Here is a 24,598-nt window from a genome sequence, read left to right on the forward strand (position 1 = left end):
GCTCCTCGGGAGCCGGGTCATGCGCAGATCTCCCTGAGCTCCCGCTTGAGGACCTTTCCGCTGGGGCCGAGCGGCAGTTCGGGCAGGAGCCGCACGATGCGCGGGTACTTGTGCTTGCCGATCCGCTCGCGGGCCCAGGCGGCGATGGCCTCCCCGGTCACCTCCGTGCCGGGGCGCGGCACGACGGCGGCGCAGATCTCCTCGCCCCTGGCCTCGTCGGGCAGGCCGATGACCGAGACCTGGGCGATCGCGGGGTGGCGGGCCAGGACCTCCTCGACCTCGCGCGGGTAGACGTTGAAGCCGCCGCGGATGATGAGGTCCTTCTTGCGGTCGACGATGCTCAGGAACCCGTCCTCGTCGCGGACACCGAGGTCGCCGGTGCGGAACCAGCCGTCGACGACCGCTGCCGCGGTGGCCTCGGGATCGTCGAGGTAGCCGGCGAAGATGTTGTGGCCGCGCAGCACGACCTCACCGACCTCGCCGTCCGCGAGGAGCACGGTCTGCCGGTCGGTGTCCGGGGCGGCGACGGCCGCCTCGACACCCCAGACGGGGTGGCCGACGGTGCCGGGGCGGCGGCCGGTGGTGTGCTGGTTGAAGGTGGCGGCCGGGGAGGTCTCGGTGAGGCCGTACCCCTCCAGGATCACCGTGTCGAAGGCGGTCTCGAACCGTTCCAGGAGCGGGACGGGCAGCGCCGCACCACCGGAGACGGCGACCCGCAGCGCGGCGGGCCGGCGCGGGTCGAGAGCCGCGGCCTCGGTGAGCGCGTGGTACATCGTGGGGACGCCCATGAAGACGGTGACCCCCTCCTTGACCAGGAGTTCCAGTGCGCCGGGGCCGGTGAAACGCGGCGTGAGCACCAGCGTGGAGCCCGCACGCAGGGCGGCATTCATGGCACAGGACTGCCCGTAGCTGTGGAACAGCGGGAGGCAGCCGAGGACCACGTCGTCGGGGGTGAGTCCGATGAGGTCCTGGGCGCACACGCCCGCATTCATCACCAGGTTGAAATGGGTGAGTTGGGCGCCCTTCGGCCGGCCTGTGGTGCCGCTGGTGTAGAGGATCGCGGCGATGTCGTCGGGGCGGCACGGCTCGGCCAGCAGCAGCGGCTCGCGGTCGGTGCGTACGGCCAGCACGTCGATCCCGGCGGCCGCCGCGGCCTCCTCGGCGACCTGCCGCAGCGGACCGCCGCTGACGACGGCGGTGCAACCGCTGTGCCGCAGTACGTACGCCGCCTCCTCGGCGACCAGCAGTCCGTGCACCGGCACGACGGTGGCCCCGACGGCGAGCACGGCGTAGTAGGCGCGCGGAAAGTCGGACGTGTTGGGCAGCATCACCGCGACCCGGTCCCCCGGCCCCACACCGCGGGCCCGCAGCTCGGCGGCGAAGGCAAGCACCTCCTGCCACAGCGCGCGATAGCTGGTGCGTACGTCTGACTCCACGAGCGCGGTCCGGTCGGGGAAGCGGGCCGCGGAGTCCTGGAGGATGGTGGCGACGCTCAGCTGCATGACGGCTCCCGGGCAGAGTGCTGCGAAAGGGGATGGGACGTCGTCAGCATCGGACACGGCAGCGGCCGCCGACCATGTGCAGCTGCCCATCATGTACGCGTCCGACCTGGGCAGAAGCCGTCCCAGGGTTCCCCCTGCCGGTGCAGACGCCTAATGTGCCGGGCATGACAGAAGGGGAATCGGCGCTTCGTCGCCGCCTTGCGCGGACGCTGCTCGCCGACATCGACGGGCTCACCGCGAAGGTGGTGGCGGACATCCGGGCCCACAGCTCGGCGTACGCCTCCGGGCGCCTCGTCTCCGTGGGCGATCTGCGGGCGATCTGCCGCGACAACCTGGTCCTCGCCCTGGAGGACTTCGGCGGCCTGCCCTCCAGCGCCGGTGACATCGAGGCCGCCGCCACCGAGACGGGGCGGCGGCGCGCGGAACAGGGCATGCCGCTGGACTCCGTCCTGCATGCGTACCGGCGCGGCGGCCGGGTCATCTGGCAGGCCATGACGGAGCCGCTGCGCGGACCGGCGGCGGCCGAGCAGGACCTGGTCCTGGAGGTCGCGGGGGCGCTGTGGGAGACCATCGACCGCTTCTCGACGGTGATGTCGGATGCGTACCGGCTGACTCAGCTGGAGTTGCACCACCGGCAGGATTCGCGGCGCGGCGCGCTCTTCGAGGCCCTGCTGGACGGCCGTGGCAGCGACCCCGCGGTGGCGGCCGCCGCGGCGACGGCCCTCGGGCTGCCCCTGCGCGATCGCTTCGCGGTGGTCGTGGTGGACCAGAATCCGGCGGCGCCGCCGGACCCCGGACCGGCGCTGCAGGCGGCGGGCATGTGGTCGTTCTGGCGCACCCGGGCCGAACGGTACGCCGGGATCGTACGACTGGGATCCACCGAGCCGTACGAGCTGACGGCCGTGCTGCGCAAGGAACTCGGCGGTACCGCCGGCATCTCCCCGCCCTTCGAGGAGCTGGCGACGGCCGATACCGCCCGCCGGCTGGCCGAGCGGGCGCTGCGCACCCTGGCACCGGGCAGCGGCGCGGTGGCCGAGCTCGACGAGCGCCTGGTGCAGGCGGCACTCACCGACGACCCGGAGATTTCCGACCGGCTGCTCGCCCGCTATCTCGAAGGCATCCTGAACTGCGGCGCCGAGGGACCGGTGCTGCTCGAGACGCTGCGGGCGTGGCTGGATGCCGGCTGCTCGGCGTCCCGGGCCGCCGAGGAGCTGTACTGCCACCGCAACACGGTGCTCAACCGCATCATCCGGATCGCCGAACTCACCGGCTGGTCCCCGGAGTCGGGCGAGGCCCGGCTCGGCTGGGCCCTCGCACTGCGTGCCGCCGAGGTGCCGCGCTGAAGTACCCGGGGCAGGGCCCGACGGCTCGCCGGGCCCTGGCCCGTACTTGCCCCGTACTTGCCCCGTACTGTCCCGTACGTCAGCCGACGGGGCCCGGAACGGCCTGCGCCTGCGCGTTGCGCTGCCAGTCGGACCACAGGGTCGTGTCGGTGCAGTAGCGGCAGTTGGGGCCGAAGAACTCGCCGCGGGCCAGCTCGTCGCCCATCAGCCAGTAGCGGAGCCAGGCCGTGGTGGGGGCGCGGAAGGCTCCGCCGTCCGCGATGGAGCTGAGGTGTCCGGCGCCGCGGATCTCGCCGTAGACGGCCGGGACGTGATCCGAGTCCCGGTAGAAGCCCTGCACCAGCGCCGGCCACACGATCAGGTCGCGCTGTCCGGCGAGGTAGAAGACGGGCTCGTCCATGTTGTCGGGGTCGGCGAGCGGCCCGGGCTGGATGGGGACGGCGGTGTCCACCCGGTCGTCGATCGCCGCGTTGATGGCCGCGGCGCCGCCCTGGGAGTGGCCGGCGGACCCGATGTGTTCGAGGTCGACCTTCTGGTGGAAGGGGCTGCCGCTGTCGGCGTTGCGCCGCTCCAGGACGTCGATGCCGGCCCGCATGCTCAACGCGAAGTTGGAGTTGGGCGTGTTGGCGGCGGCCACGATGAAGCCGTGGCTGGCCCAGTGGCGCAGCAGGGAGCTGTAGATGCCCGGCACCGCGCCGGTCCCGTTGCCCCAGATGATCACCGGGTGGCGCTCCCCCGACTGCCCCATGGACGCCGGGTAGTAGAAGGTGTGCACCGCCTCGATGTCGACCTTCACCTCGTACGGTCCGGGCTGTCCCCAGTCGGTGCCTACTGAGGGGATGGTGCCGGCCGCCGTGCCGACCGCACTCCCTTCGCCGGCGGCGCCCGCCGTCCCGGAGGCGGCGGCGACGGTGAGGAGCGTGGTGAGCAGGAGGCTGCAGAGCGTTCGGCGCGTTTGGTTCGTTCGGTTCGTTCGGCGCGTTCGGCGTGTTCGGTGTGTTCTGCCTGGCATCGGCGGGGGCTCCTTGGGGGGAAGGCACGTGACGTCGTCTCGCACACGTAACTGCCCGCCCATGGTGGGGCGTTCGGTGGCCGCTGTCCCTGCTCGGGCGCCCAGGGCTGGTGGGGATTGGTTGGGCGTTCTCACAACTGCGGTACGCAGGTTCGCGGAATCCGGCATGCGGAATGGGGCGGGCTCCAGGGCAGCCCTAGAGCTTCAGCGTGAAGGTGAAGTCGTCCGAGACCTTGCCGCTCAGTCGGACTGCGGAGACGAGTTTCCCTTGGGTGATCAGTCGCTCGACCTCTGCGCGCGCGAGGCCGACGCCTTCCGCGATCAGTCGAGCGGGCCGGACGGGTATGGGCGCCGCGAAGCGGACGGAGACGTCGAGTGCCTCGTCGTCCCTGCGCGCCGACCCGAGGGTGTCGAGGCGCCAGGCGTCGGTCCAGTCGAGGGCGATGCGGTTGCGGCGCCGTACGCCCGGGTCCTGGAGCAGTTCGGCCGTCAGGGCCAGGTCGTTGTCATGCAGCCGGTCCAGGAGCTCAGGGCGCAGGGAGCGCACATTCACCCGCTCCAGGAGAGGCAGTTTCGCGGTGTCCCCGCAAGCGGTGCAGAGCACGAGGAGCCAGGCGTCGAGGACCTTGTGGTTCGCGTTGACGCGGAATTTGCCGTTCGCGCGGAAGCGTTCGGACCCGCACGCGTGGCAACGGCGGACGACAAGAGGAAGGCAGGTGGGAACGACCACCCAGGTATTGAGCACAGGTGTACACCAGTTCAGTGAGAAGAACCGCAGCGAAAAGGGGCGCGGCGCACGGATGCGACGCGCGACAGATCAGCGCCAGGGGTGTCTCACTTGGTGGACAACGGCCCTCCTTCGACCGGGCGACAACGTTCGGCAGCACAGTAGTGGCGCTCAGCGACGCGGTTCCACTGGTTTTCCGACCCTCCGCTCCCCTGTAGAGCGACGTCCGAATCCCGCCAGCATCCATGTCCGCCCGACAGCAGAGTTGAGGGTGAAATGAACGCTGACGACAAGACGACAAGGAGGCGGCGATGACCGCCTGCACGACGATCACCAGCCCGCTGGGCGCACTGCTCCTGGTGGGCGAGGAGACGGACGACGGAATCACCCTGACCTCTCTGTCCATGGCCGGCCAGAAGAACGCCCCGACCGTGGGACCCGACTGGCGACAGGACGCCGGGCCCTTCTCCGACGTCATCCGGCACCTCGATGCGTACTTCGCGGGCGAACTCACCCGGTTCGACGTCGAGTTCACCGTCCAGGGCACGGACTTCCAGCAGCGTGTCTGGCGTGCGCTGGAGGACATCCCGTACGGCACGACGACCACGTACGGCGCGCTCACCGAGCAGCTCGGACTGCCACGCGAGCGGGTCCAGGCCGTGGGCGCGGCGATCGGCGCCAACCCGCTGCTGCTGGTGCGCCCCTGCCATCGCGTCATCGGCGCCGACGGTTCGATGCGCGGTTATGCCGCAGGGGTCGAGCGCAAGGTGCAGCTCCTCACGCACGAGGGCGCCCTGCAGCCCGCACTTCTCTGAACATCGGTCACAGCCCACGCGCCTCTGAACACCGGTCCCGGCACGCCCCGATGAACACCGATCCCGGCACGCCCCGACCCGGAGACACCACCCCCAAGGAACCCCCACCATGATCGACACGTCCCCGCTCGCCGACCCACTCGCCGACCCGGTGGCCGACCGGGTCGCGCGGGCCGACTGGGCAGCCCTGACGGCCGAACTCGACGAGCACGGTCACGCCCTGACCGGCCCGCTCCTCGGCGCCGCCGAGTGCCGTGAGATCGCCGCGCTCTACGACCGGCCCGCCCGCTTCCGTACGACCGTGGACATGGCCCGCCACCGCTTCGGATCCGGTCAGTACCGCTATTTCACGCACGAACTCCCCGATGCCGTACGCGAGTTGCGCGAGGCGTTCTATCCCCGCCTGCTGCCCATCGCCCGCGACTGGGCAGCCAAGCTGGACAAGCCCGCACCCTGGCCCGACAGCCTCGCCGAATGGCTCGAGCTCTGCCACGAGGCGGGGCAGGCCAAGTCCGCGCAGATCCTGCTGCGTTACGGCCCCGGCGACTGGAACGCCCTGCACCGGGACGTGTTCGGCGACATGCTCTTCCCCCTCCAGGTCGTCATCGGCCTCGACGCACCCGGCACGGACTTCACCGGCGGCGAGTTCCTGATGACCGAGCAACGCCCCCGCGCGCAGTCCCGCGGCTCGGCCACGACCCTGCCGCGGGGCCACGGCCTGATCTTCACCACCCGCGACCGGCCGGTGGCCACCAAGCGCGGCTGGTCGAACGGGCCGATGCGACACGGCGTGAGCACCGTCCGCTCCGGCCGGCGGCACACCCTCGGCCTGGTCTTCCACGACGCCGCATGACCCCCGCCCGCCCCACTTCCGGCGAGCCGCAGCGCGTCTACACCCTGCTCGGCCCGGACGGACAGCCCTACCGGAGCCGGGTCCCGGGCGCTCTCGGAGGGCACCGCCGCGGACGGCTGTACGGGCGGCTGAACTGTCCGTCCGCGCTGCGCGCCCTCGCCCGTGGCCACTACGTCGGGCAGCGGGTGTTCTTCGCCGACGAGCAGACCGCGCTCGCGGCCGGTTTCCGGCCGTGCGCCGTGTGCCTGCCCAAGAGGTACGCCCGCTGGAAGGCGGGCCGCGAAGGGTTCGGTTCGTATCAGCCTTAGGCGGGCGGGGACTTGGGCTTGCGCAGCAGCCACTGGCCGAACGTGCGCCGAGGCCCTCGCACCACGACACGGCCGTGGGTCGTGTGTCCGACCAGCTCCACGCGCAGCGTGATCGGCGTGGGGAGACCCGGAGCCTGATGGACCTTGAGCCTGCCGTGCACGAGGTTCAGGGCATCGTGGTCGACCACGATGCCCGGCTTGGTGATCAGCGTCAGGGTCTTGCCGTACATGGCCATGTCGATGCGCAACGTGTCCTGCGTGATCACCGCCTGCGTGAAGTCGAGCGTGACCGCGCACCACGCCGTCGCCAGCTCCAGCCGGCGCGGCACCACCCAGCGCCCCGCACGCGTGACCGGACCGCTGTGCGTCAGCTCGATCCGGACCACGTCCTTGACCTCCGCGACGGCCTCGCCGGCCGACCCGGACACCGGCGGCAGGTCGGCGGTGAGCGTGCTCAACTCGCGGACGGTACGCGCCGACAGGGCCGCCTCCACCCGCTCGTCCAACTCGGCGGCGGTCAGCAGCCCGTCCCCCGCCGCGACGCTCAGCACGTCCACCACGTGGTCCCGGTCCGCGTGGGAGGCCCGCAGCTCGGGGGGCGAGCCGGCACTCGGCTGCTTCTCGGGGGGCGAGACCTCTCCCGACATCTGCAGCTTCCCTCCTGGTCCTGGCCTACGACTTCGCGCGTGATGCGGCGACGCGACTTTGCGGACCAACGCTATATCGCGACATCAACTCGGCCTAGCCTGTGGCAAGTTGCCACAGCCACGGCGACGCGCTCATCCCCACGACCAGACGCCCCCGGAGTACCCCTCTTGAGCACACCACGCCGGCCAAGTACCGGACGCGCCGGACCGGGCCCGGGCGGCGAGGTCTGGTACGTGTCGTACGGCTCCAACATGCATGCGCGACGCCTGTACGCCTACCTCGCCGGAGGCCGGCCCGCAGGAGCCTCCCGGAGCTGCCCGGGCTGCCGGGACCCCCGCCCGCCTGCGCGCTCGGTCCCGGTCGAGCTGCCGGGCACGCTCTACTTCGCCCAGGAGTCGCGCGTATGGACGGGAGGCAGAGCGTTCTACGACCCGGCCGGGAAGGGCCGGGTCCGCTGCCGGGCCCATCTGCTCACCCTGGGGCAGTTCTCCGACATCGCGGCTCAGGAGATGTACGAGGAGCCGGGTGCCGATCTCGATCTCTCGGCCGTGCTCGAACACGGCCGGGACCAACGGGGCGAGGGCCGCTACGAAACCCTCGTCCACCCGGGCGACTTGGACGGCCTGCCCCTGCTGACGTTCACCGCTCCGTGGGCCGTCACAGACGTCGTGTGCACCAAGCCGTCCGCGAGGTACCTGCACCACCTGGCCGAAGGTCTCCTGGAGGCCGGTGCGTGGAGCAGGCGCAGCATTGCCGAGTATCTGGCCTCCTGTCCGGGCGCCTTGGGGCAGTGGAGCGTGGAGGACATCGCCTCGCTCATCTCGACGTAGCGGACCCGGACCTGCGGGGCGCCTGCTGGGGCCATACCGACGGGGCGCCTGCTCGGGCTACGTCGGCGACACGGTCTGAAGGTGCTCGGCCGCCTCGGCCGCGGTGTAGGAGGAGGCGAAGGTGAACGCGCGCGGCGAAGGACCGTGCGCCCGCAGGTCCGCCAGCCGCTCCAGGGCCTCGTCGATGGTCGGGATGTGGCCGGCCGGGACCCACCAGAGCACCAGGTGCGCCTCGACGTGTCGCTGGAACCATTCGCGGCGCCGCCGCATCACCTCCAAGTGCCCGCTGCGGTAGGTGAAGTCCCACAGGGCCTCCTGGGTCTCCCACACCGACAGGTTCACGGCGACGTCCTCGCCCGCCGGGCGCAGGCCGATGGCGTCGTCCGCCCCCTCCTCCACGAGCCGCCACACGAAGCCGGGCGCACCGTCGGCCTCGGCGTTGACCGGGTTGAGCATTTCGACGAACGGCGCCATGCGCGGGTCTTCGAAGGGGTGTCGGATCGTGACGACGTTGAGCTCGGCGAGGTGGTGGGCGGCATGCGCGGATTCGGTCATGGCCTCATCCCAACACGACCCGCTTTTCTATGTCAATCATCGTTGTTTTTAGAATTCTCGAGCACCACGCAGCACTCCCCCGGCCGGGCGTCCATGCGCGCGCGGACCGGACCGTCCGCACCGAGCAGTCCCTCCAGCAGCGCGAGATTCATGCCGCAGACCAGCGGCGGGAAGCGCTCGGCGACGGCATGGAAGGGGCAGTTGCGCATGCGGACGACGCGCGCCGACTCCACGCTCGCGCCGTCGGCACCCTCGGCGCCCGCCCCCTCCACGTCTTCCAGATGCGGTTCGTAGCCGCGGGCGGCCAGCAGTTCCATGGCCTCTTCGAGGCCGCCGCAGGGCGCCGCCGAGCCGCGCTCGGACTCACCCCGGCGGCGCGCGGCCGCACAGAGCCCGGCGTCGAGGCCCGCCTGCTCGGCAGCTTCTGCCAGCAGCTCGGCCGCGGTGCGGTAGTCGCGGGCGGGCAGCGACACCGACCGTTCGGTGCGCGCCCGCGTGTACACCTTGGCCGGGCGGCCCGCCCCCGGCCCCGACCGGCCGGTCAGGCGGCGACTGCCGCTCTCCAGCAGCCCGGCCGCCGCCAACTTGTCCAGATGGTGCGCGGCAAGGGTGCGCGCCACCCCGGTCGCCTCGGCGGCTTCGTTGCGGCCGACCTCACGGCCCTGGGCCGCCACGTACTCGTACAGTCGGCGCCGCACCGGATCCTGCAGCACCGCGATCACATCGATGTCGTTCACCCGGCCATTCTAGGAACAACGCAGGTTGGAGATAGAAAGCCGGGGCCGGGCAGCAGGCCGGGCCAGAGGGCGTTCCTCACCAGCCGATTCCCGCCGCCACCGGAAGGTGGTCGCTGCCGGTCGCCGGCAACACCCACGAGCCCACCGGATCCACACCGCGCACCAGGATCTGGTCGATCCGCGCCACCGGGAACTTCGCCGGCCAGCTGAAGCCGAAGCCGTCCCCGGCCGTGTCCTGGGCCGAGTGCAGCTGCGCGGTGAGACCCGCGAACGCACGGTCGTCCGTGGTGCCGTTCAGGTCGCCGAGCAGCACCACCCGCTCGCTGTGCTCGGCGGCGAGGGCCTTGCCGAGCGCCCGCGCGCCGTCGTCCCGCTGGCCCGTCGTGAATCCCCCTCGGGGATTCACGCGTACGGATCCCAGGTGGGCCACGTACACGGCGAGCGGCCCCCGGTCCGTGGCCACCGTGGCACGCAGCGCCCGGGGCGTGGCCTTCTTCTCCTCGGCCGACAGGTGCTCCGCCAGCCGCCCGACCATGCCCAGCATCCCGACGTCGACCGTCTTGATGTCCGACAGCGGCAGCTTGCTCCACAGCCCGACCGTGCCCCGCACGATGTGGTGCGGGTAGGCCTTCGCCAGTTCGTTCTCGTACGTGGACCTGGCCTGGTCAGTGATCTCCTCCAGGGCCAGCACGTCCGCCCCGGAGGCGGCCAGATCGCGGGCGGTGCCGGCCGGGTCGGGGTTCTCGGCGCCGACGTTGTGGCTGACGACGGTGAGGTCGCCGCCCGACTGGGACTTGTCGCCGAGCAGTCCGCCGAAGAGGCTCAGCCACACGGTGACCGGCAACAGCAGCGCCACCAGCGCGCAGGCGGAGCGGCGCCACAGCGAACCGGCGAGGAGCACCGGGACGAACAGGCCGAACCACGGCAGGAAGGTCTCCACCAGACTGCCGAGGCCCCAGCCGTCCGTGATCTGCGCGTGCAGCATCATGAGCAGGCCCAGCAGGAGCGCCAGCGCCGCGAGTACCCGCCCGCGCTTCCAGGGCCCGGGCCTGGCGGCGATCCGCAGGGCCCGGCGGATACGGGAGCGCCCGGCAGCAACGCCGGTGTCGCGGCGTCCGACGTCGTCCTGCCCGGTCTCCGCCGTGTCCACGTGGGTCTGGGTCACTTCTGCATCCTCGGGTCCTGGGTGGGGTCGGCATACATACGCGGGCACCCGTGGTCGATTGCCTCGGTGCGCAGTTCGTAGTGCCAGGGTTCGTTCCGGTAGATCTGGCACAGCCCGTACTCGGCACCGTGCGCGGACAGCCACGCCGTCGCAGCGGAGGGTCCGAGGTCGATCGCGTCCCCCGACACGTGGGGGGACGTCGTCGCGGTGGCCACCCACCGGGCGGCCTCTTCTTCGGACCCGTACTGGGAGACCGCCTTGCGAAGGAGCTGATCCTGGTACGCCGGTGACCGCCAGCCGCTGTTGACGGCGAACTCGACTCCGTGGTCCGCGGCGGACATCGCCGCCTGGCGGAGGGCCTTGAGCAGACCCGGGTCGAGGTGGGCCACCCCCGCAATCGCGTCGTCGAAGACCGTCACGCCGTCCGGTACCGCACCGCCCGCCTCACCGAGTTCGCCCCAGGGCTCTCCTCTAGAGGCATGCGGTGACACGGCCGAAGAGGGCTTGCGTGGCGCGGAGGGTGCGGAATCCGAAGCGGACGAGGACTCCGGCGCCTGCTGGCCGAGGACTGCGATGATCACGGCGGTGACGACCACCAGGCCGACCGCCACGAGCCACGGAATCCGGCGGTTCCTCGTCCGTGCTGAGGGATGGGTTCGATGCATACCGCCAGCAAAGGCGGCGCCGCGTTGCCGGTGCGTATGCGGATTTCGATACGCCGACGATATGGGGCGACTCGTAGCCTTGGTACATGCGTGTGCTGATTGTCGAGGACGAGCCCTACATGGCAGAAGCCATTCGCGATGGACTGCGCCTGGAAGCGATCGCGGCCGACATCGCCGGTGACGGCGACACCGCCCTGGAACTGCTGAGCGTCAATGCGTACGACATCGCCGTCCTGGACCGCGACATCCCGGGACCGTCCGGTGACGAGATCGCCAAGCGCATCGTCGCCTCCGGCAGCGGCATGCCGATCCTCATGCTCACCGCCGCCGACCGGCTCGACGACAAGGCCGCCGGGTTCGAACTCGGCGCCGACGACTACCTCACCAAGCCGTTCGATCTGCGCGAACTCGTCATGCGGCTCAGGGCGCTCGACCGCAGGCGCGCCCACAGCAGACCACCCGTGCGGGAGATCGCGGGCCTGCGGCTTGATCCGTTCCGCCGCGAGGTCTACCGCGACGACCGCTACGTGACGCTCACCCGGAAGCAGTTCGCCGTGCTCGAAGTCCTCGTCGCCTCCGAAGGCGGTGTCGTCAGCGCCGAAGAACTCCTGGAACGCGCGTGGGACGAGAATGCCGACCCGTTCACCAACGCCGTACGCATCACCGTCTCGGCACTGCGCAAGCGCCTCGGCGAACCCTCGATCATCGCCACCGTGCCAGGTGTCGGCTACCGCATCGACACGGCACCCGGCACCGGACGCGAGGGGCTGAACCGTGGATAGGCAGCCCGGTGTGAGTGTGCGCGTCAAGCTCACCCTCAGCTACGCCGGATTCCTCATGCTGGCCGGCGCCCTGCTGATGGCGGCGGTGTGGGTGTTCCTCCTGAGGTACGTCCCCGACCGCGCGATGCTCAAGAACCCCGACGACCGGCCAAACGGCGGCGTCTTCCCCATCCGGTCCGTCCTTCTGGAGACCTTCGCTCCGAGGGCGGCCGCGGTACTGGCGTTCCTGCTGGTGTTCGGCCTGGTGGGCGGGTGGATCCTGGCCGGGCGCATGCTCGCTCCGCTGACCCGCGTCACGCACGCCACCCGTATGGCCACCCAGGGATCGCTCTCCCATCGCATCCAACTGCCGGGCCGCAACGACGAGTTCCGTGAACTCGCCGATGCCTTCGACGCGATGCTCGCCCGGCTCGAGGCGCACGTCGCCGAACAGCGGAGATTCGCGGCCAACGCCTCTCACGAGCTGCGCACCCCACTCGCGATCTCGAAGACACTGCTCGACGTGGCCCGCACCGACCCGACGTGCGACACCGGCGAAGTCATCGACCGCCTGCACACCGTCAACACCCGGGCGATCGAACTCACCGAGGCGCTGCTCGTGCTCAGCCGCGCCGACCAACGGGCCTTCACGCCGGAACCCGTCGACCTGTCCCTCATGGCGGAAGAAGCCACCGAAACACTTCTCCCGCTCGCCGAGAAGCGCGGCGTCACCATCGAGACCGGCGGCGACATCGCCCCCACCCTCGGATCTCCGGCGCTCCTGCTCCAACTGGCCACGAACCTCGTACAGAACGCGATCGTCCACAACCTGCCCGAGCACGGCACCGTTCGGGTCCACACCAGCGTCCACCCCGGCACCGTGGTCCTCACCGTCGAGAACACCGGCGAGAAGCTCACCCCAGAACTGATCTCGACACTCACCGAGGCGTTCCAGCGCGGGACCGAGCGCATCCACTCCGACCACGGGGGCGTCGGGCTCGGCCTGACGATCGTCAAGACCATCACCCAGGCACACGACGGAACACTCACCCTCACCCCACGCACCGCCGGCGGGATCCGCATCACCGTGGAACTGCCCGGGGTGCGCCCGCACACCGGGAAGTGAGGGCCCACGCCTCCCTCAGGACGGGAGCGCGCCGAGCTGGCGCAGCTGCGTCAGGACGTCGACCACGCCGCGGATCTCGGCTATGCGCCCGTCGACGAAGCGGAAGATGAAGATCTCGTTGTAGGTGACGGTCCTGCCGGTGGGCGCCAGGCCCTGGTAGTCACCCCGGTGGGTCCCGGTCACCGTGTTCCTGGAGACCACCTTGTCGCCCTCCGCGATCGTCTCCTCGACGGTGACCTGGATGTCGGGGTACGCACGCAGAAGCACCTCCCAGACCCGCTTCAGGGCCTCCGCTCCCGTCGCGCCCATCGGTACCGGCGCGTGGAAGAGCACGTCCGGTGCGACGAACTCGTCCATGGCCTTCGCGATCGTGTCCGGGTCACCGCTGTTCGCTGCGGAGTGGAAGCGGTGCAGCAGCGCTGTGTTCTTCGTTGCCTCGGCTGTCGACATGCGGTCTCTCCTCTGGTCTGCGTCACTGGTCTGCGTGCCCGTACCAGTACGACGACACAGCCGCCGGAAATGTGACGCGGGGCCCCCGGCCACGAGCGAGGCGGGGATCGGCCTGTCCCACGGCCCGCACGGCGTGACAAGGTAGCCACTCATGGCACGATGCTCCGAACTCCCTTACTGCCAGGCCTAGTTGAGAGTCCGATGACTGCGAAACCCTTCCTGATCTCCGTGTCCGAGGCCGACCTGGTCGACCTGCGCACACGGCTTCTCCGCACCCGGTTCACCGCGGCCTCCGACGCCGCACACTGGGCGGCCGGGACCGATCCCGGATATCTGCGTGAACTCATCGGCTACTGGGCCAAGGGCTTCGACTGGGGCAACGCCGAGGCCTGGCTCAACGGGTTTCCCCAGTACGTCGCCGATGTCGAGGGACATCGCGTCCACTTCGTCCATCTGCGCGGCGCGGGCAGCGAGACGGGTCCGGCGCCGCTGCCCCTGGTGATGACGCACGGCTGGCCGGGCAGCTTCGTGGAGATGCTGGCCGCCGCGCAGCTCCTCGCCGATCCGGCCCGGCGCGGCGGTGACCGGGCCGACGCCTTCGACGTGGTGATCCCCTCGCTGCCGGGATTCCTCTACTCCGAGCCGACGCAACAGCCGTTCACCCGCAGGCGCGTTGCCACGCTGTGGCACTCGCTGATGACCCGCACCCTGGGGTATCGCCGCTTCGGGGCCTTCGGCGGTGACATCGGCGGCGGCGTGACCCAGTGGCTCGGCGCGCTCCATCCGGACGACGTCGCGGGGATCCACTGCACCTCCGGGGTGCTGCCCACCGACTTCACCCGGCGCCCGCCGAGCGCGGCCGAGCAGGCGTTCCTGGACTCGCTGGCCGCGTATGACGTGGGCGACCAGGGCTACAGCGCGATCATGTCCACCCGTCCGGACACCCTCGGCGCGGCCCTGATCGATTCCCCGGCGGGACTGCTCGCGTGGATCATCGACAAGTACCGCGACTGGAGCGACTGCGACGGCGACCTGGAGTACCGCTGGGACAAGGACACGCTGCTGACCGTGGCCACGCTGTACTGGGTCACCCGCAGCATCGGTTCGTCGTTCAGGCCCTATTACGACTACGGACACGACGAACCGCTGCCGGTCATCACCGTGCCCGGAGCCATCACGTTGACCAACGAGCCGGCCTTCAAGGGCTTGCCCCGGGAGCTCGTCGAACGCTCCTACTCGGATCTCCGCCACTGGCACACCCCGTCGCGCGGCGGCCACTTCATGGCACACGAGGAACCCGCACAGGTCGCGGCCGAACTACGCACGTTCTTCCGGCCGTTGCGCAGCGACCCACCCGCCGAGCCCGCGCCGTGACGACGGCCGCGTCGGCGGACCGGCGCAGAGTGATCGTTGACGAGAAGTCTTACTAGAACATGCTTCCACTCCTGCCCTAAGGTGCCGGTGCGGGGGAAATCATCACGGTCACGCTGCCTCAACTTGCCTTGTGGCAGGGCTGCTCGACTGTCATGCCCGCTCCACTGGGACGGTGAAGGGCGGGCAATGGTGGCAGGCGACCGGGCGGGGGAAACCGCACTCCAGGCGGAGGACCCGGCGCAGATCGGCCCCTATCGGCTGCGCGGGCGGCTGGGGGATGGAGGCACGGGTTCGAGTCCGGTCTTCGTGGGGAGTTCGGCCGAGGGGCGGCTGGTGGCCGTCAAGGTGGCTGCCGGTCGCCTGGCTCACGAACCAGGCTTTCGCGAAGGGCTCAGCAACGCCGTTGCCGCTCAACAGGCCGCGAATACCAGCCACTTGGTGCCCTTGGTCGACCTGGGCCGGGACGCCGGACCCCAGGCCCAGGGCCGCCCCTGGGTGGCCACCGCGTTTCTGGAAGCGCCCTCGCTGGAACGGCTGGTCGCCGAGCGAGGGCCCTTGTCGCCCGACTCCTTGCGGGAGTTGGCGCACGGGATCGCCCAGGCACTCGCCGCGTCGCACGAGGCGGGCGTGATCCACGGCGACCTCAAGCCGTCGCGGGTGCTGGTGACCGCACACGGCCCGCGACTCCTCGATTTCGGGTTCGTACGGGCCCTCTCCGCGACCTCGATCGGCCGCATCGACCTCGCCGACGGCGATCCGGGGCTGCTGTCCCCGGAAGAGATCCGCGGCACCGAAGTGACCCCGGCAACGGACGTCTATGGCCTCGGGGTGGTGCTGCATCACGCGGCAACGGGAGCGCTGCCGTTCGGGATCGGCGAGGTCACCACCGCCTACGCGCGTGCGGACGGGTATCGGCGCATCGTGCACGACGAGCCGGATCTCGCGGGCGTACCGGATCCCGCCGTACGCTCCCTGATCGCGCAGTGCCTGGCCAAGGACCCGGCTGCCCGGCCCACGGCAGCCACCCTGGCGGCCCGCCCGGGAGGCACCCGGGCCGGTGTCGAGGCGCCCGCGCCCGAGCGCCCGGCGGCGGTCGAGGCCGTCCTCGCGGTACCGCTCGCCCCGCCTCCCCCGCCCCTGCCGGCAGCTCCGCAGGAGCACAAGACCCTGATGCTGAAAGGCATTCCGGAGCAGCCTCGGACGGCACGGGCGGCGGACAGCACCCCTGCGCCGGGAGGGCGGCCGGGCTCAGACCGGCCGCCTTCCGCGCCGATTGCCCCCGTCGGACCGACAGCTCCCGCCGGCCCGCCGGTCGCCTCGCCGGCGGCACCTTTCGCACCCACCGCGCCCCTCGCCCCGCCGCCCCTGCCCCCGTACATCCCACCGGCGCCACCTGCCGCGCCCCACCCACCTCATGGGCCCCGCCGACGCGGCACGCTGATCGGCGTGGTCGCCGCGGCACTCGCACTGCTGATCGTCGCCGTCGTCGCGGTCGTCGTCCGGCCCTGGGCCGACTCGGCAGACTCCCCCGCCGCCGCCCCGACCAAGTCCCCCTCACACCCCGCGGGCCCCAACGGCAAGGCGGGCTTCACCTGGGCCCTGACGCAGGGCGAGACCGGCTACTTCATCGGCCTGTGGAGCGCGGGGGACGACGATGTCGTGCTCGGCACCAGCGAAGGCCTGACCGCGTACGACGCGGCGAGCGGCGCGCAGCAGTGGACCTGGAAGCCGCCCGGCGACGGGCTGCTGTGCAACATGACCCACACCACCGAAGCAGGGGTCGGCGCGTTCACGTACGGCGTGTTCAACTCCGAGGTCGGCGGCATCGAGCAGTGCGACCAGCTGCAGACCATCGACGTCGCCTCCGGCAAGCTCCAGTGGAGCCAGGCGGTCTCCCTCCAGGGCAAGGGCGCCAAGGGCTTCCCGAACCGAGTCGGCGGGTCGGCGCTCTCCATCAGCGACGGCGTGGTGAGCGCGGCCTACGCAGGGCCCGCGACCAAGGCCAAGCACGGCCACACCGACGTGCTCGCCGCCGACGTGAGCACCGGAGACGTCAAGTGGTCGACGGACTTCGGCGGACGGCCCATGGCCAAGGGCTGCCGACTCAGCGGCCACGCGAAGGCGTTGGGCAAGACCGTCTACGCCATCGGCACCTGCGGCAAGAGCAAGGCCGCGAAACTGCTGGCACTGCGCGACGGCAAGAAGGCCGGCCGGCCCACCATCTCGGTGGCCGGCGCCCTGCCCAGCTGCAATGACATCAGGGTCGGGGTGCTGTCGGCGTTCATGACCGCCAACGCCCAACATGTGCTGGTCAGTTGTGGCCACCCCACCACCAAGCTGTTCACCGTGTCGGCCGGTTCGGACCGGCCGGTGCCGGTGGACCTGGACAACGTCGCGGCCACCGGCCTGCGGGACGGCTACAGCGGTGTGGGGCCCCCGGGCAATGTCGTCCTGGCCGGCGACAAGGTGTATCTCGTCCAGGGCGAGGACGTCGTCGCCGGGGGCGAGTCCGACGGAGTCGTGGCCGTGGACCTGAACTCGGGCAAGCAGGACTGGCAGGCCTCGATCGAGGGTGCGTCCACGGTGATGCTGCTCGCGGCCACCGATGACGGCGTGGAGGTCCTGGCAGGGGGATCGTCGGGCCTGCCCTCCCTGTACACCGTGCAGGGGGCGGGCCAGGTGACGCGCGGGGACACCATGAAGCCGGAACAGGGGCGCGCCCTCGACGGCGCCACCGGCTTGAGCGGGCCGCAGGTCGTGCGGGCGGGCGGATACGTGGTCGCGGGCTTCTCGCACGCGGTCAACGACAACGACATCCTCATCGCCGTCGCCCCGTCGGGCGCGAAGGGGGGCGAGTAGGCGATGGCCGACCAGTACCCGGCGCCGGGCCGGCATCCGCACCCCGCCTCGCCACCAGGCCCTCCCGCACCGCCCGGCCGCGAACCGCCAGGTTTCCAACAGGCCCCGCACTACCGGCTGATCGTCGGGTGCGGCATGGCCGCCGCCGTCCTCGCGGTGTGCGGTGCGGTGGTGAACTTCGGGCCCAACCTGAATCCGAAGGCACCGCCCGTGCCGGGCGGCGTGCCCACGGGCCGGCCGACCGGACTGCCGTCGGGCTTCCCGACGGACCTGCCGAGCGGCTACCCCACGGATCTGCCGAGCGGCTACCCGAGCGGCCTCCCGACAGGCATACCCACCGACCTCCCGACGGGCCTGCCCACCGACCTCCCGACGGACTTTCCCACCGATCTGCCGACCGGCTATCCCACCGACCTGCCGACGGAACCGTGATGAGCAGCCACCTGCCTCCCCAGCCGGGCGCCGGGCCCACAGCCCCACCGCCGATGCCCGCCCTGCCGCCCCCACCGCTCCCCGGCACACCTCCGTACGCCCCGAAATCCGGGGCCGTACCGGCCGCGGCGATGCGCAACGCGCTGCGCATCGCCCTCGTGATGACCGCCCTGTACGCGAGCCAGGTCTTCATCGACATGCTGCGCCCGCGCTACGAAGGCGAGGAAGCGCACGCCTGGGTCGGGATCCTCAACCCGCCGCTCTCCGGCATGCCCGACCCCGGCTTCGGCTGGTACAAGGTGTCCTTCTGGGTGTACGTCATCGCGCTTCCGGTCGCCGCGGCCATCTGGCTGTTCGGCAGCCGGCACGCCCGCACCCTGCCCGACCCCGCCGCATCCGCTCGCGCCACCCTGCTCTGGCAGGGCTGGGTCATCGGCGTCCTGCTGGCCCCGTACCCGCTCTGGACCATGGACGGGATCAGCAGGATCCCCGGCTACATCCTGATCTGCCTGCCGAGCACCGCGTACGCCGTCTGGCTGGTGCATCGCATGCAGCGCTTCGCGCGGGTACCCGGGTGGCTGCTGCTTTCGATGGTGGGCTGGGGCGCGCTCATCGGCGTCGGGTTCGGCGGCTCGATGATCCAGTGGTGGATGGACTACTCGGGCAACTTCCTCTTCCCCGAGTTCGGGCCGGACGTCGCCCTCGACTTCGGGAGGTTCAGGGCCCAACAGACCTCCGGCGCCCTGCTGTTCGCCGGCATCTTCGAGGAGCTCGGCAAGGGTCTCGGGGTGGCGTTCGCCTATCTGCTGCTGCGCCGGCACATCCACAACGTGGTCTCCGGCATCGTCCTCGGCGCGGCGAGCGGGGCGGGCTTCAACCTCATGGAGAGCGCCAACTACATGGCGATACGCGAGGGTTCCAAGGCCTCCTCGGAGTACTTCACCCGCCAGTCGCTCGGTCTCATGGCCGGGCACCTGGCGTTCACGGCCGCGATCGGTGCCGGGTTCGGCATCGCACGCAAGCTCAAGGACCCGGCCGCCCGTCGGCGGGCGATCGTGTGCGGGTTCGGCATCGCCATGGCCGGACACTTCTCCAACAACGCGTTCTTCTCCTACTACGGCCGCCACAAGCAGGACTGGTTCTCCCCGACCGACACCGTCGACACCCTCGTGCTGCTGCCGCTCGCCATGTTCCTGTTCCAGGGCCCCCTGGTACTGCTGTACGTGATCCTCGTGCGGCGCGGCAACAAGGACCAGGCCGCCGCCCTCGCCGTCGAGCTGCGCGCCGAGGCCGCGACGGGCTTCGGCGCGGTCACCGCCGCCGAGGTCCCGGTCCTGCTGCGCCCGGGGCGCCGCCTCTTCCTGCGTCTGCGCGCACTGCGCCGCGACGGCCTCACCGGATACCGCGATCTGAGCAGGCTGTACGCCGCCCAGCTGCGGCTCGGCGCGGCCCGCTGGGATCGCGCCCGTGACGAGTACGTAGCGGCGACAGACGCGTCTGTACCGGCCACGCCGGAGGAACAGACGCTGCGCGAGCAGATCATGCGCCTCAAAGGCCGACAGGCCCAACAGGCCGCCCCCGCCCGACCGTTGCAGGTGGCCCCGTGAGACGACGACGTACGCACCTTCGACGCATCTCCACCGCCGGGCGGCGCATCTCCACCGCCGGGCGGCGCATCGCCGCGCTCGCCGGAACCCTGTTCGCGCTGTGGCTGTTCCTGCCCGCGACACCCGCCTACGCCTGCGGCGAGCCCAAGTACGCGGACGAACCCGGCCAGGCAGGTCCCCCGCAGTTCAGCGACCCGTGCGCCCCACAGGCCGAGACCGGGGCGGCGGTGGTCGCGGCGGCCGGACTGGTCGCCGCGGCGGTGGCGGGCGCGGTCAGCGCGGCCCGCGGGGCGGTGCCCAGCCCGGCGGAGCTCGCGGACGCACTCGCCGCACCCGCCGAGGCAGTGGCGCAGTCGGCACCGCCGCCCCTGGCCCGTCCGGCCGAGGGCAACACGGGCCGGACCGTCGCCGGCGACCCGGTGGACGTGATCTCGGGCCAGATGGTCACCTCGGACACCGACGTCGAACTCCCCGGCCTGCTCCCGCTGTTGCTGCGCCGCGCCTACGCCTCTGCCTATGACGCCGGACGCCTCTACGGGCCGGGCTGGGCCTCCACCCTCGATCAGCGCCTGGAGGTCGTCGGCTACGAGATCCACTACATCGGCGACGACGCCCAGGTGCTGCGCTACCCCCTGCCCACCCAGCACGGCGTGCCGGCCCTGCCCACCGCAGGCGCACGCTGGCCGCTGGTCTGGGAAGCGGACGGGACGATACGCATCGACGACCCGTGGTCCGGCTGGAGCCGCCACTTCGCCGCCTGGTCGCCCGGACGGCCCGTGTGCCCGCTCACCGCCTTGACCGACCGGGGCGGCCGGCGCATCACGATCCAGCACGCGAGCGAGGACGGCACCCGGCCGACCGAGGTCACGCACGGCGCGGGCTACCGCATAGCCGTCGACACCCGGCAATCCGACCTGCACGGCTCACGCGTCGTCGCCCTGCGCCTGCTCGACGGTACCGATGACGGCCGCGGCACGCTGCTGCGCAGCTTCCACTACGGCGAGCACGGCCGACTGATCCAGGTGGTCAACTCCCAGGGCGGACGGCAGCGTTACGAGCACGACCACGCCGACCGCATCACCGCCTGGACCGACCGCAACGGCCACCGTTACGCCTACACCTACGACGATCACGGGCGCGTCGTACGGGGTGACGGACCGGGCGGCGACCTGTCGGCGGCCTTCGCCTACCACCCGCTGCGCCGCGTCACCGTCGTCACGGACTCGCTCGGTCACCGCACCGAGTTCCACTACGACCGCCACCACCACATCACCAGGACCGTGGACCCGCTGGGCCACAGCGTCCTGACCGAGCACGACCGCCACGGCCACCTCCTCGCCCGGACCGACGAGTTGGGCCACACCACCCGCTTCACCCGCGACGAGCACGGCGACATCACCCGCGTGGACCGCCCCGACGGCACCACGATTTCCGCCCGCCACAACGCCCTTCACCTGCCGGTGGAGACGATCGAACCCGGCGGGTCGACCTGGCACCACACCTACGACGCACGCGGCAATCCGCTCGCCGTGACCGATCCGACCGGTGCGGTCACGACCTACAGCTACGACGAGCGGGGCCACCTGGCCACGGTCACGGACGCGCTCGGCCACGTCCAGCGCCTGGAGACGGACGCCGCAGGCCTCGTCACCGCCGCCTCGGACCCGCTCGGCGCCACCACCCGCGTCACCCGCGACGCCTTCGGCCGCATCACCGGACTCCGCGACCCGCTGGGGCAGTTGACGACGCTGGAGTGGACCACCGAGGGATGGCTGACCCTGCGGCGCCGCCCCGACGGCAGCGTGGAGCGCTGGCGCCACGATGCCGAGGGCAACGAGATCAGCCACGAGGACGCCGGGGGCGGCCGCACCGAAACCGTCCCGGGCCCCTTCGGCAACCCCGTCGCACGCACCACCGCGGACGGCGCCCGCTACCAGCTCTCCTACGACACCGAGCTGCGCCTGACATCGGTCACCGGCCCCACCGGCCTGGTCTGGCGGTACGAACACGACGCATCCGGCCGCGTCACCGGCGAGGTCGACTTCGACGACCGCCGACTCGGCTACCGCCTGGACGCGGCGGGCCGGCTCATCGAGCGCGTCAACGGCGCGGGACAGGTGGTGCAGCACACCCGTGACACGCTGGGCCGCATCCTCGAATCCCGGCACGACACCGGCGCGGTGACCGCGTACGCCCACGACGCGAACGGCGCCCTGCTACGGGCCCAAAACCCCGACGCCACACTGGAGTTCACCAGGGACGCGCTCGGCCGCGTCCAGTCCCAGACCGTCAACGGCGCCCGTACGACATGGGAGTACGACGCCCGCGGAGCCCGTACCCGCCGCACCACGCCCACCGGCGCGGTCAGCGAGTGGAGCTTCGACGCGGCGGGCCGCCCCACCACCCTCGCCGCCGCGGGCGGCCGGCTGGCCTTCGAGTACGACGCGGCCGGCCGCGAGGTGACCCGGCACCTGGGCACGACGGCCGCGCTCACCCAGACCTACGACGCGCTGCACCGCATGACGGCCCAGAGCCTGTGGTCACGCGACACCACCGGCACCCGGCCGCTGCGCCAGCACACCTTCGCCTATCGCCCCGACGGGTACCTCGCCGCGATCCGGGACCCGGAGACCGGCGTCTGGCGCTTCGAGCTCGACCCGCTCGGCCAGGTGACGGCCATACACGCCGAGGCGGACGGTGGCGACGAGCGGCAGCCTGCGGAACGCTACGCCTACGACGCGCTCGGCAACCTGACACACGGCCAGTGGCCCACACACCACCAGAAGGACGACGACGCACAGGGCGCCCGCGCCTACGCCGGCACCCTGATCCGCAGCGCGGGCAGAACCGCCTACGCCCACGACGCCCAGAGCCGGGTCACCACCCGGACCCGGACGACCCTGTCGGGCAAGGCCCGCACCTGGCAGTACACCTGGGACGCCGAGGACCGCCTCACCCAGGCCGTCACGCCCGACGGCACGGTCTGGCGCTACCGCTACGACCCGCTGGGCCGCCGCATCGCCAAGCAACGCCTGGACGCGCAGGGCTCGGTGGCGGAGCAGACGGACTTCACGTGGGACGGCACGACGCTCTGCGAGCAGACGTCGCGCAGTGCGTCCGGACCGGCGCGCCGGGCCCTGACCCTGACGTGGGATCACCGTGGGGGGCGGCCGCTGGCGCAGACCGAGCGCAGGTCACTGTCGGACAGTGAAGTCGACGAACGCTTCTATGCGATCGTCACCGACTTGGTGGGCGCACCGACGGAACTCGTCGACAAGCAGGGAGACATCGCCTGGCACGCGCGGGCCACGCTTTGGGGCGTAACCGCCTGGGACCGGAGCGCGACCGGCTATACGCCACTCCGTTTCCCGGGCCAGTACTACGACCCTGAAACCGGTCTGCATCACAACTACTTTCGTTTCTACGACCCTGACACCGCTCGCTATCTCACCCCTGACCCGTGGGGGCTTGCGCCTTCTCCCAACCCCATGGCTTACGTTGCCAACCCCCTACACGGCATCGACCCGCTCGGTCTCGCCGCGGTGCCCATGGGCAACCGGGACAACCCGTTCCCGGACCGGGAGAGCGCGGAGAGAGCGGCGTTCGACCTTGCTGGGGTGCCCTACGACAAGACACCGGATTTCGCGTGGGAGATGGGACCCGACCGCACACGAAAGGGCCAAGATCTGTACGTCTACGACACCGAGGTGACCCACTGGGGCAACATGCGACAGTTCGAGATGGAGCAGGGGTCGCGCGTCGTTGTCGAGCACACGGATGACCCGTTGGGCTCCCACTTTCACGCGGGGAAGCCCAAGCAGGGTTCAACCCGCACAGACGTCAATTTCGGCTGGGCCAGCGAAACCCCGTTCGAGGACGGCTTCGAACGGTATGGCAAGGTCGACAAGCCCCGTGGTGACCACCACCTCTACTACTACGGCGGAAAGGTGTGTCCCAAATGAACGACCCGGGCTTCGCCGAACTCCTGAGCCGCTGCGGCCTGGAAGTCCTCGAGGTACCGCTGCCCGACTCGCTGCCCGCGCCGCGCCGCGCGGCAGGTATCACCTTCGGAGGGAGCGAACCTGCCGCGACGGTCCCCTTCAACGGACCGCACCTGGGCGCACGTGTGGACGAGGCATGGCTACGGATCGCCCACGAGCAACAGCTGGTTGACGGGCAGGGACGTTTCCTGATCACCACCGGCATGGAGGGACCATGGGTCCCGGTCCGACTCCAGGGCGATCTCCACCTGGCGGAGCACCTGGTGGGAGCCAATGCCCGGCCGGGGCACGCCGAATTCATCACCATGGCGCTCGACGGCAGTGTCATGTGCGGCGTGACCACGGAGGAGTACGACGTCTGGCTGGTGGTGGACCGAGACCGGATCCGGCAGCCGCTCCCGCCTCCCCCGGACATCGAAGCGGCCCGCGCGGCCACACGCAGGAGGCTGGAGCTCGAAGAGCGATACGCACCCGAGCGCCTCACGCCACCACTCGACGACGGGTGGGTTCTCCTCGCATTCGATCGCCACACCGTCCATCTCAAGCGACTCCACGAGATCCCGGACGACATCAGCCAGGATCTGCTTCCCGATGCCCTCGGGACTGCCGTGCCCGGGACCGCTGCCACTCCGCGGCAACTCACCGAGAGCCAGGCTCAGGCCCTCGGTGACCGGCTCGGCATTCCGGTGGAGGATCGGCGATTCGGATACTTCGTGGAGTTCCAGCACGCTGCCGTCAAGAGCCGGCAGTCACAGCGGCGTGCGATCGCCCCTGATCTCCTTGCGTGAGGCCACACCTCTTCCGATATGAGGTCGCCAAACGCCGGTG

22 protein-coding genes are annotated in these 24,598 nt (G+C 71.1%); 13 read left to right on the top strand and 9 right to left on the bottom strand.

The genetic code is table 11. From position 1 onward, the window contains the following. Nucleotides 1–17: 17 nt before the first annotated feature. On the bottom strand, nt 18–1,502 hold the full coding sequence (locus OG430_RS04095) for a long-chain-fatty-acid--CoA ligase (RefSeq protein WP_327351007.1): 1,485 nt from the start codon (nt 1,500–1,502) through the stop codon (nt 18–20). Nucleotides 1,503–1,666: 164 nt separating this feature from the next. On the opposite strand from OG430_RS04095, the gene OG430_RS04100 reads away from it, so the two are divergent. After that, nucleotides 1,667–2,845 carry a PucR family transcriptional regulator gene (locus tag OG430_RS04100; RefSeq protein ID WP_327351008.1) on the top strand — a complete coding sequence of 393 codons (1,179 nt, stop codon included), beginning with the start codon at nt 1,667–1,669 and terminating at the stop codon, nt 2,843–2,845. A gap of 79 nt (nt 2,846–2,924) precedes the next feature. Here OG430_RS04100 and OG430_RS04105 read toward each other — a convergent pair whose 3' ends face one another. Then, the gene (locus OG430_RS04105; RefSeq protein WP_327351009.1) at nt 2,925–3,857 is read right to left on the bottom strand and encodes a poly(ethylene terephthalate) hydrolase family protein; all 933 of its coding nucleotides are present in this window, start codon (nt 3,855–3,857) and stop codon (nt 2,925–2,927) included. A 196-nt stretch (nt 3,858–4,053) separates the two neighbouring features. Next, on the bottom strand, nt 4,054–4,602 hold the full coding sequence (locus OG430_RS04110; RefSeq protein WP_327351010.1) for a DUF1062 domain-containing protein: 549 nt from the start codon (nt 4,600–4,602) through the stop codon (nt 4,054–4,056). 293 nt (nt 4,603–4,895) lie between these two features. On the opposite strand from OG430_RS04110, the gene OG430_RS04115 reads away from it, so the two are divergent. From OG430_RS04115 to OG430_RS04125, 3 genes are all read left to right on the top strand, one after another. Further along, on the top strand, nt 4,896–5,399 hold the full coding sequence (locus OG430_RS04115) for a methylated-DNA--[protein]-cysteine S-methyltransferase (protein WP_327351011.1): 504 nt from the start codon (nt 4,896–4,898) through the stop codon (nt 5,397–5,399). Between the two features lie 109 nt (nt 5,400–5,508). Continuing rightward, entirely contained in the window at nt 5,509–6,252 is a 744-nt protein-coding gene (locus OG430_RS04120) for a 2OG-Fe(II) oxygenase (RefSeq protein ID WP_327351012.1), read from the top strand. Further along, the gene (locus tag OG430_RS04125) at nt 6,249–6,560 is read left to right on the top strand and encodes an Ada metal-binding domain-containing protein (protein WP_327351013.1); all 312 of its coding nucleotides are present in this window, start codon (nt 6,249–6,251) and stop codon (nt 6,558–6,560) included. Before OG430_RS04120 ends, OG430_RS04125 begins: the two co-directional genes overlap by 4 nt. On the opposite strand, the gene OG430_RS04130 is transcribed toward OG430_RS04125, so the two are convergent. Next, nucleotides 6,557–7,207, bottom strand: a complete 651-nt coding sequence (locus OG430_RS04130; RefSeq protein ID WP_327351014.1) for a DUF1707 SHOCT-like domain-containing protein — start codon at nt 7,205–7,207, stop codon at nt 6,557–6,559. The genes OG430_RS04125 and OG430_RS04130 overlap by 4 nt on opposite strands. 168 nt (nt 7,208–7,375) lie before the next feature. Here OG430_RS04130 and OG430_RS04135 point away from each other — a divergent pair, with 168 nt between their 5' ends. Then, nucleotides 7,376–8,038: a histone deacetylase gene (locus OG430_RS04135; protein ID WP_442816434.1), complete on the top strand. Its 663-nt coding sequence runs from the start codon at nt 7,376–7,378 to the stop codon at nt 8,036–8,038. 57 nt (nt 8,039–8,095) lie between these two features. Here the strand turns inward: OG430_RS04135 and OG430_RS04140 are convergent, their stop codons facing one another. The 4 genes from OG430_RS04140 to OG430_RS04155 all read right to left on the bottom strand — a co-directional run bounded on the left by OG430_RS04140 (nt 8,096) and on the right by OG430_RS04155 (nt 11,160). Further along, complete coding sequence (locus OG430_RS04140; protein WP_327351015.1) at nt 8,096–8,593, bottom strand: DUF3291 domain-containing protein; 498 nt, start codon at nt 8,591–8,593, stop codon at nt 8,096–8,098. A gap of 32 nt (nt 8,594–8,625) precedes the next feature. Further along, the gene (locus OG430_RS04145) at nt 8,626–9,330 is read right to left on the bottom strand and encodes a helix-turn-helix transcriptional regulator (protein WP_327351016.1); all 705 of its coding nucleotides are present in this window, start codon (nt 9,328–9,330) and stop codon (nt 8,626–8,628) included. Nucleotides 9,331–9,406: 76 nt separating this feature from the next. Beyond that, nucleotides 9,407–10,396 carry an endonuclease/exonuclease/phosphatase family protein gene (locus OG430_RS04150; protein WP_327358951.1) on the bottom strand — a complete coding sequence of 330 codons (990 nt, stop codon included), beginning with the start codon at nt 10,394–10,396 and terminating at the stop codon, nt 9,407–9,409. Nucleotides 10,397–10,491: 95 nt separating this feature from the next. Beyond that, nucleotides 10,492–11,160, bottom strand: a complete 669-nt coding sequence (locus OG430_RS04155; RefSeq protein WP_327351017.1) for a M15 family metallopeptidase — start codon at nt 11,158–11,160, stop codon at nt 10,492–10,494. A gap of 86 nt (nt 11,161–11,246) precedes the next feature. On the opposite strand from OG430_RS04155, the gene OG430_RS04160 reads away from it, so the two are divergent. Together OG430_RS04160 and OG430_RS04165 are read left to right on the top strand one after the other, a co-directional pair. After that, entirely contained in the window at nt 11,247–11,942 is a 696-nt protein-coding gene (locus tag OG430_RS04160) for a response regulator transcription factor (RefSeq protein ID WP_327351018.1), read from the top strand. Then, a complete protein-coding gene (locus OG430_RS04165) occupies nt 11,935–13,047 on the top strand; it encodes a sensor histidine kinase (RefSeq protein ID WP_327351019.1) in 1,113 nt (370 codons plus the stop codon). The genes OG430_RS04160 and OG430_RS04165 overlap by 8 nt, the downstream gene beginning before the upstream one ends. Before the next feature lie 15 nt (nt 13,048–13,062). On the opposite strand, the gene OG430_RS04170 is transcribed toward OG430_RS04165, so the two are convergent. Then, nucleotides 13,063–13,497, bottom strand: coding sequence for an ester cyclase (locus OG430_RS04170; protein WP_327351020.1), 435 nt, complete (start codon nt 13,495–13,497; stop codon nt 13,063–13,065). Between the two features lie 201 nt (nt 13,498–13,698). Between OG430_RS04170 and OG430_RS04175 the strand changes: the two genes are divergently transcribed. From OG430_RS04175 to OG430_RS04200, 6 genes are all read left to right on the top strand, one after another. Then, entirely contained in the window at nt 13,699–14,871 is a 1,173-nt protein-coding gene (locus tag OG430_RS04175; RefSeq protein ID WP_327351021.1) for an epoxide hydrolase family protein, read from the top strand. A 186-nt stretch (nt 14,872–15,057) separates the two neighbouring features. Beyond that, entirely contained in the window at nt 15,058–17,730 is a 2,673-nt protein-coding gene (locus OG430_RS04180; protein WP_327351022.1) for a protein kinase domain-containing protein, read from the top strand. Nucleotides 17,731–17,733: 3 nt separating this feature from the next. After that, nucleotides 17,734–18,162, top strand: coding sequence for a hypothetical protein (locus OG430_RS04185; RefSeq protein WP_327351023.1), 429 nt, complete (start codon nt 17,734–17,736; stop codon nt 18,160–18,162). Then, entirely contained in the window at nt 18,162–19,769 is a 1,608-nt protein-coding gene (locus tag OG430_RS04190; protein ID WP_327351024.1) for a PrsW family intramembrane metalloprotease, read from the top strand. The genes OG430_RS04185 and OG430_RS04190 overlap by 1 nt, the downstream gene beginning before the upstream one ends. Beyond that, the gene (locus OG430_RS04195) at nt 19,766–23,731 is read left to right on the top strand and encodes a DUF6531 domain-containing protein (protein WP_327351025.1); all 3,966 of its coding nucleotides are present in this window, start codon (nt 19,766–19,768) and stop codon (nt 23,729–23,731) included. Before OG430_RS04190 ends, OG430_RS04195 begins: the two co-directional genes overlap by 4 nt. Continuing rightward, nucleotides 23,728–24,558 (top strand): hypothetical protein, encoded by an 831-nt coding sequence (locus OG430_RS04200; RefSeq protein ID WP_327351026.1) that lies wholly within the window; start codon nt 23,728–23,730, stop codon nt 24,556–24,558. Before OG430_RS04195 ends, OG430_RS04200 begins: the two co-directional genes overlap by 4 nt. Nucleotides 24,559–24,598: the final 40 nt, after the last annotated feature.

Source organism: Streptomyces sp. NBC_01304, from assembly GCF_035975855.1.
GTDB lineage: Bacteria > Actinomycetota > Actinomycetes > Streptomycetales > Streptomycetaceae > Streptomyces.

Excerpts from the sequence above, each read along its gene's own strand:
- OG430_RS04175 (WP_327351021.1), top strand. The coding sequence starts at position 13,699 with ATGACTGCGAAACCCTTCCTGATCTCCGTGTCCGAGGCCGACCTGGTC.
- OG430_RS04200 (WP_327351026.1), top strand. The coding sequence starts at position 23,728 with ATGAACGACCCGGGCTTCGCCGAACTCCTGAGCCGCTGCGGCCTGGAA.
- OG430_RS04125 (WP_327351013.1), top strand. The coding sequence starts at position 6,249 with ATGACCCCCGCCCGCCCCACTTCCGGCGAGCCGCAGCGCGTCTACACC.
- OG430_RS04095 (WP_327351007.1), bottom strand. The coding sequence starts at position 1,502 with ATGCAGCTGAGCGTCGCCACCATCCTCCAGGACTCCGCGGCCCGCTTC.
- OG430_RS04155 (WP_327351017.1), bottom strand. The coding sequence starts at position 11,160 with ATGCATCGAACCCATCCCTCAGCACGGACGAGGAACCGCCGGATTCCG.
- OG430_RS04180 (WP_327351022.1), top strand. The coding sequence starts at position 15,058 with ATGGTGGCAGGCGACCGGGCGGGGGAAACCGCACTCCAGGCGGAGGAC.
- OG430_RS04170 (WP_327351020.1), bottom strand. The coding sequence starts at position 13,497 with ATGTCGACAGCCGAGGCAACGAAGAACACAGCGCTGCTGCACCGCTTC.
- OG430_RS04100 (WP_327351008.1), top strand. The coding sequence starts at position 1,667 with ATGACAGAAGGGGAATCGGCGCTTCGTCGCCGCCTTGCGCGGACGCTG.
- OG430_RS04130 (WP_327351014.1), bottom strand. The coding sequence starts at position 7,207 with ATGTCGGGAGAGGTCTCGCCCCCCGAGAAGCAGCCGAGTGCCGGCTCG.
- OG430_RS04120 (WP_327351012.1), top strand. The coding sequence starts at position 5,509 with ATGATCGACACGTCCCCGCTCGCCGACCCACTCGCCGACCCGGTGGCC.
- OG430_RS04105 (WP_327351009.1), bottom strand. The coding sequence starts at position 3,857 with ATGCCAGGCAGAACACACCGAACACGCCGAACGCGCCGAACGAACCGA.
- OG430_RS04140 (WP_327351015.1), bottom strand. The coding sequence starts at position 8,593 with ATGACCGAATCCGCGCATGCCGCCCACCACCTCGCCGAGCTCAACGTC.
- OG430_RS04160 (WP_327351018.1), top strand. The coding sequence starts at position 11,247 with ATGCGTGTGCTGATTGTCGAGGACGAGCCCTACATGGCAGAAGCCATT.
- OG430_RS04190 (WP_327351024.1), top strand. The coding sequence starts at position 18,162 with ATGAGCAGCCACCTGCCTCCCCAGCCGGGCGCCGGGCCCACAGCCCCA.
- OG430_RS04185 (WP_327351023.1), top strand. The coding sequence starts at position 17,734 with ATGGCCGACCAGTACCCGGCGCCGGGCCGGCATCCGCACCCCGCCTCG.
- OG430_RS04115 (WP_327351011.1), top strand. The coding sequence starts at position 4,896 with ATGACCGCCTGCACGACGATCACCAGCCCGCTGGGCGCACTGCTCCTG.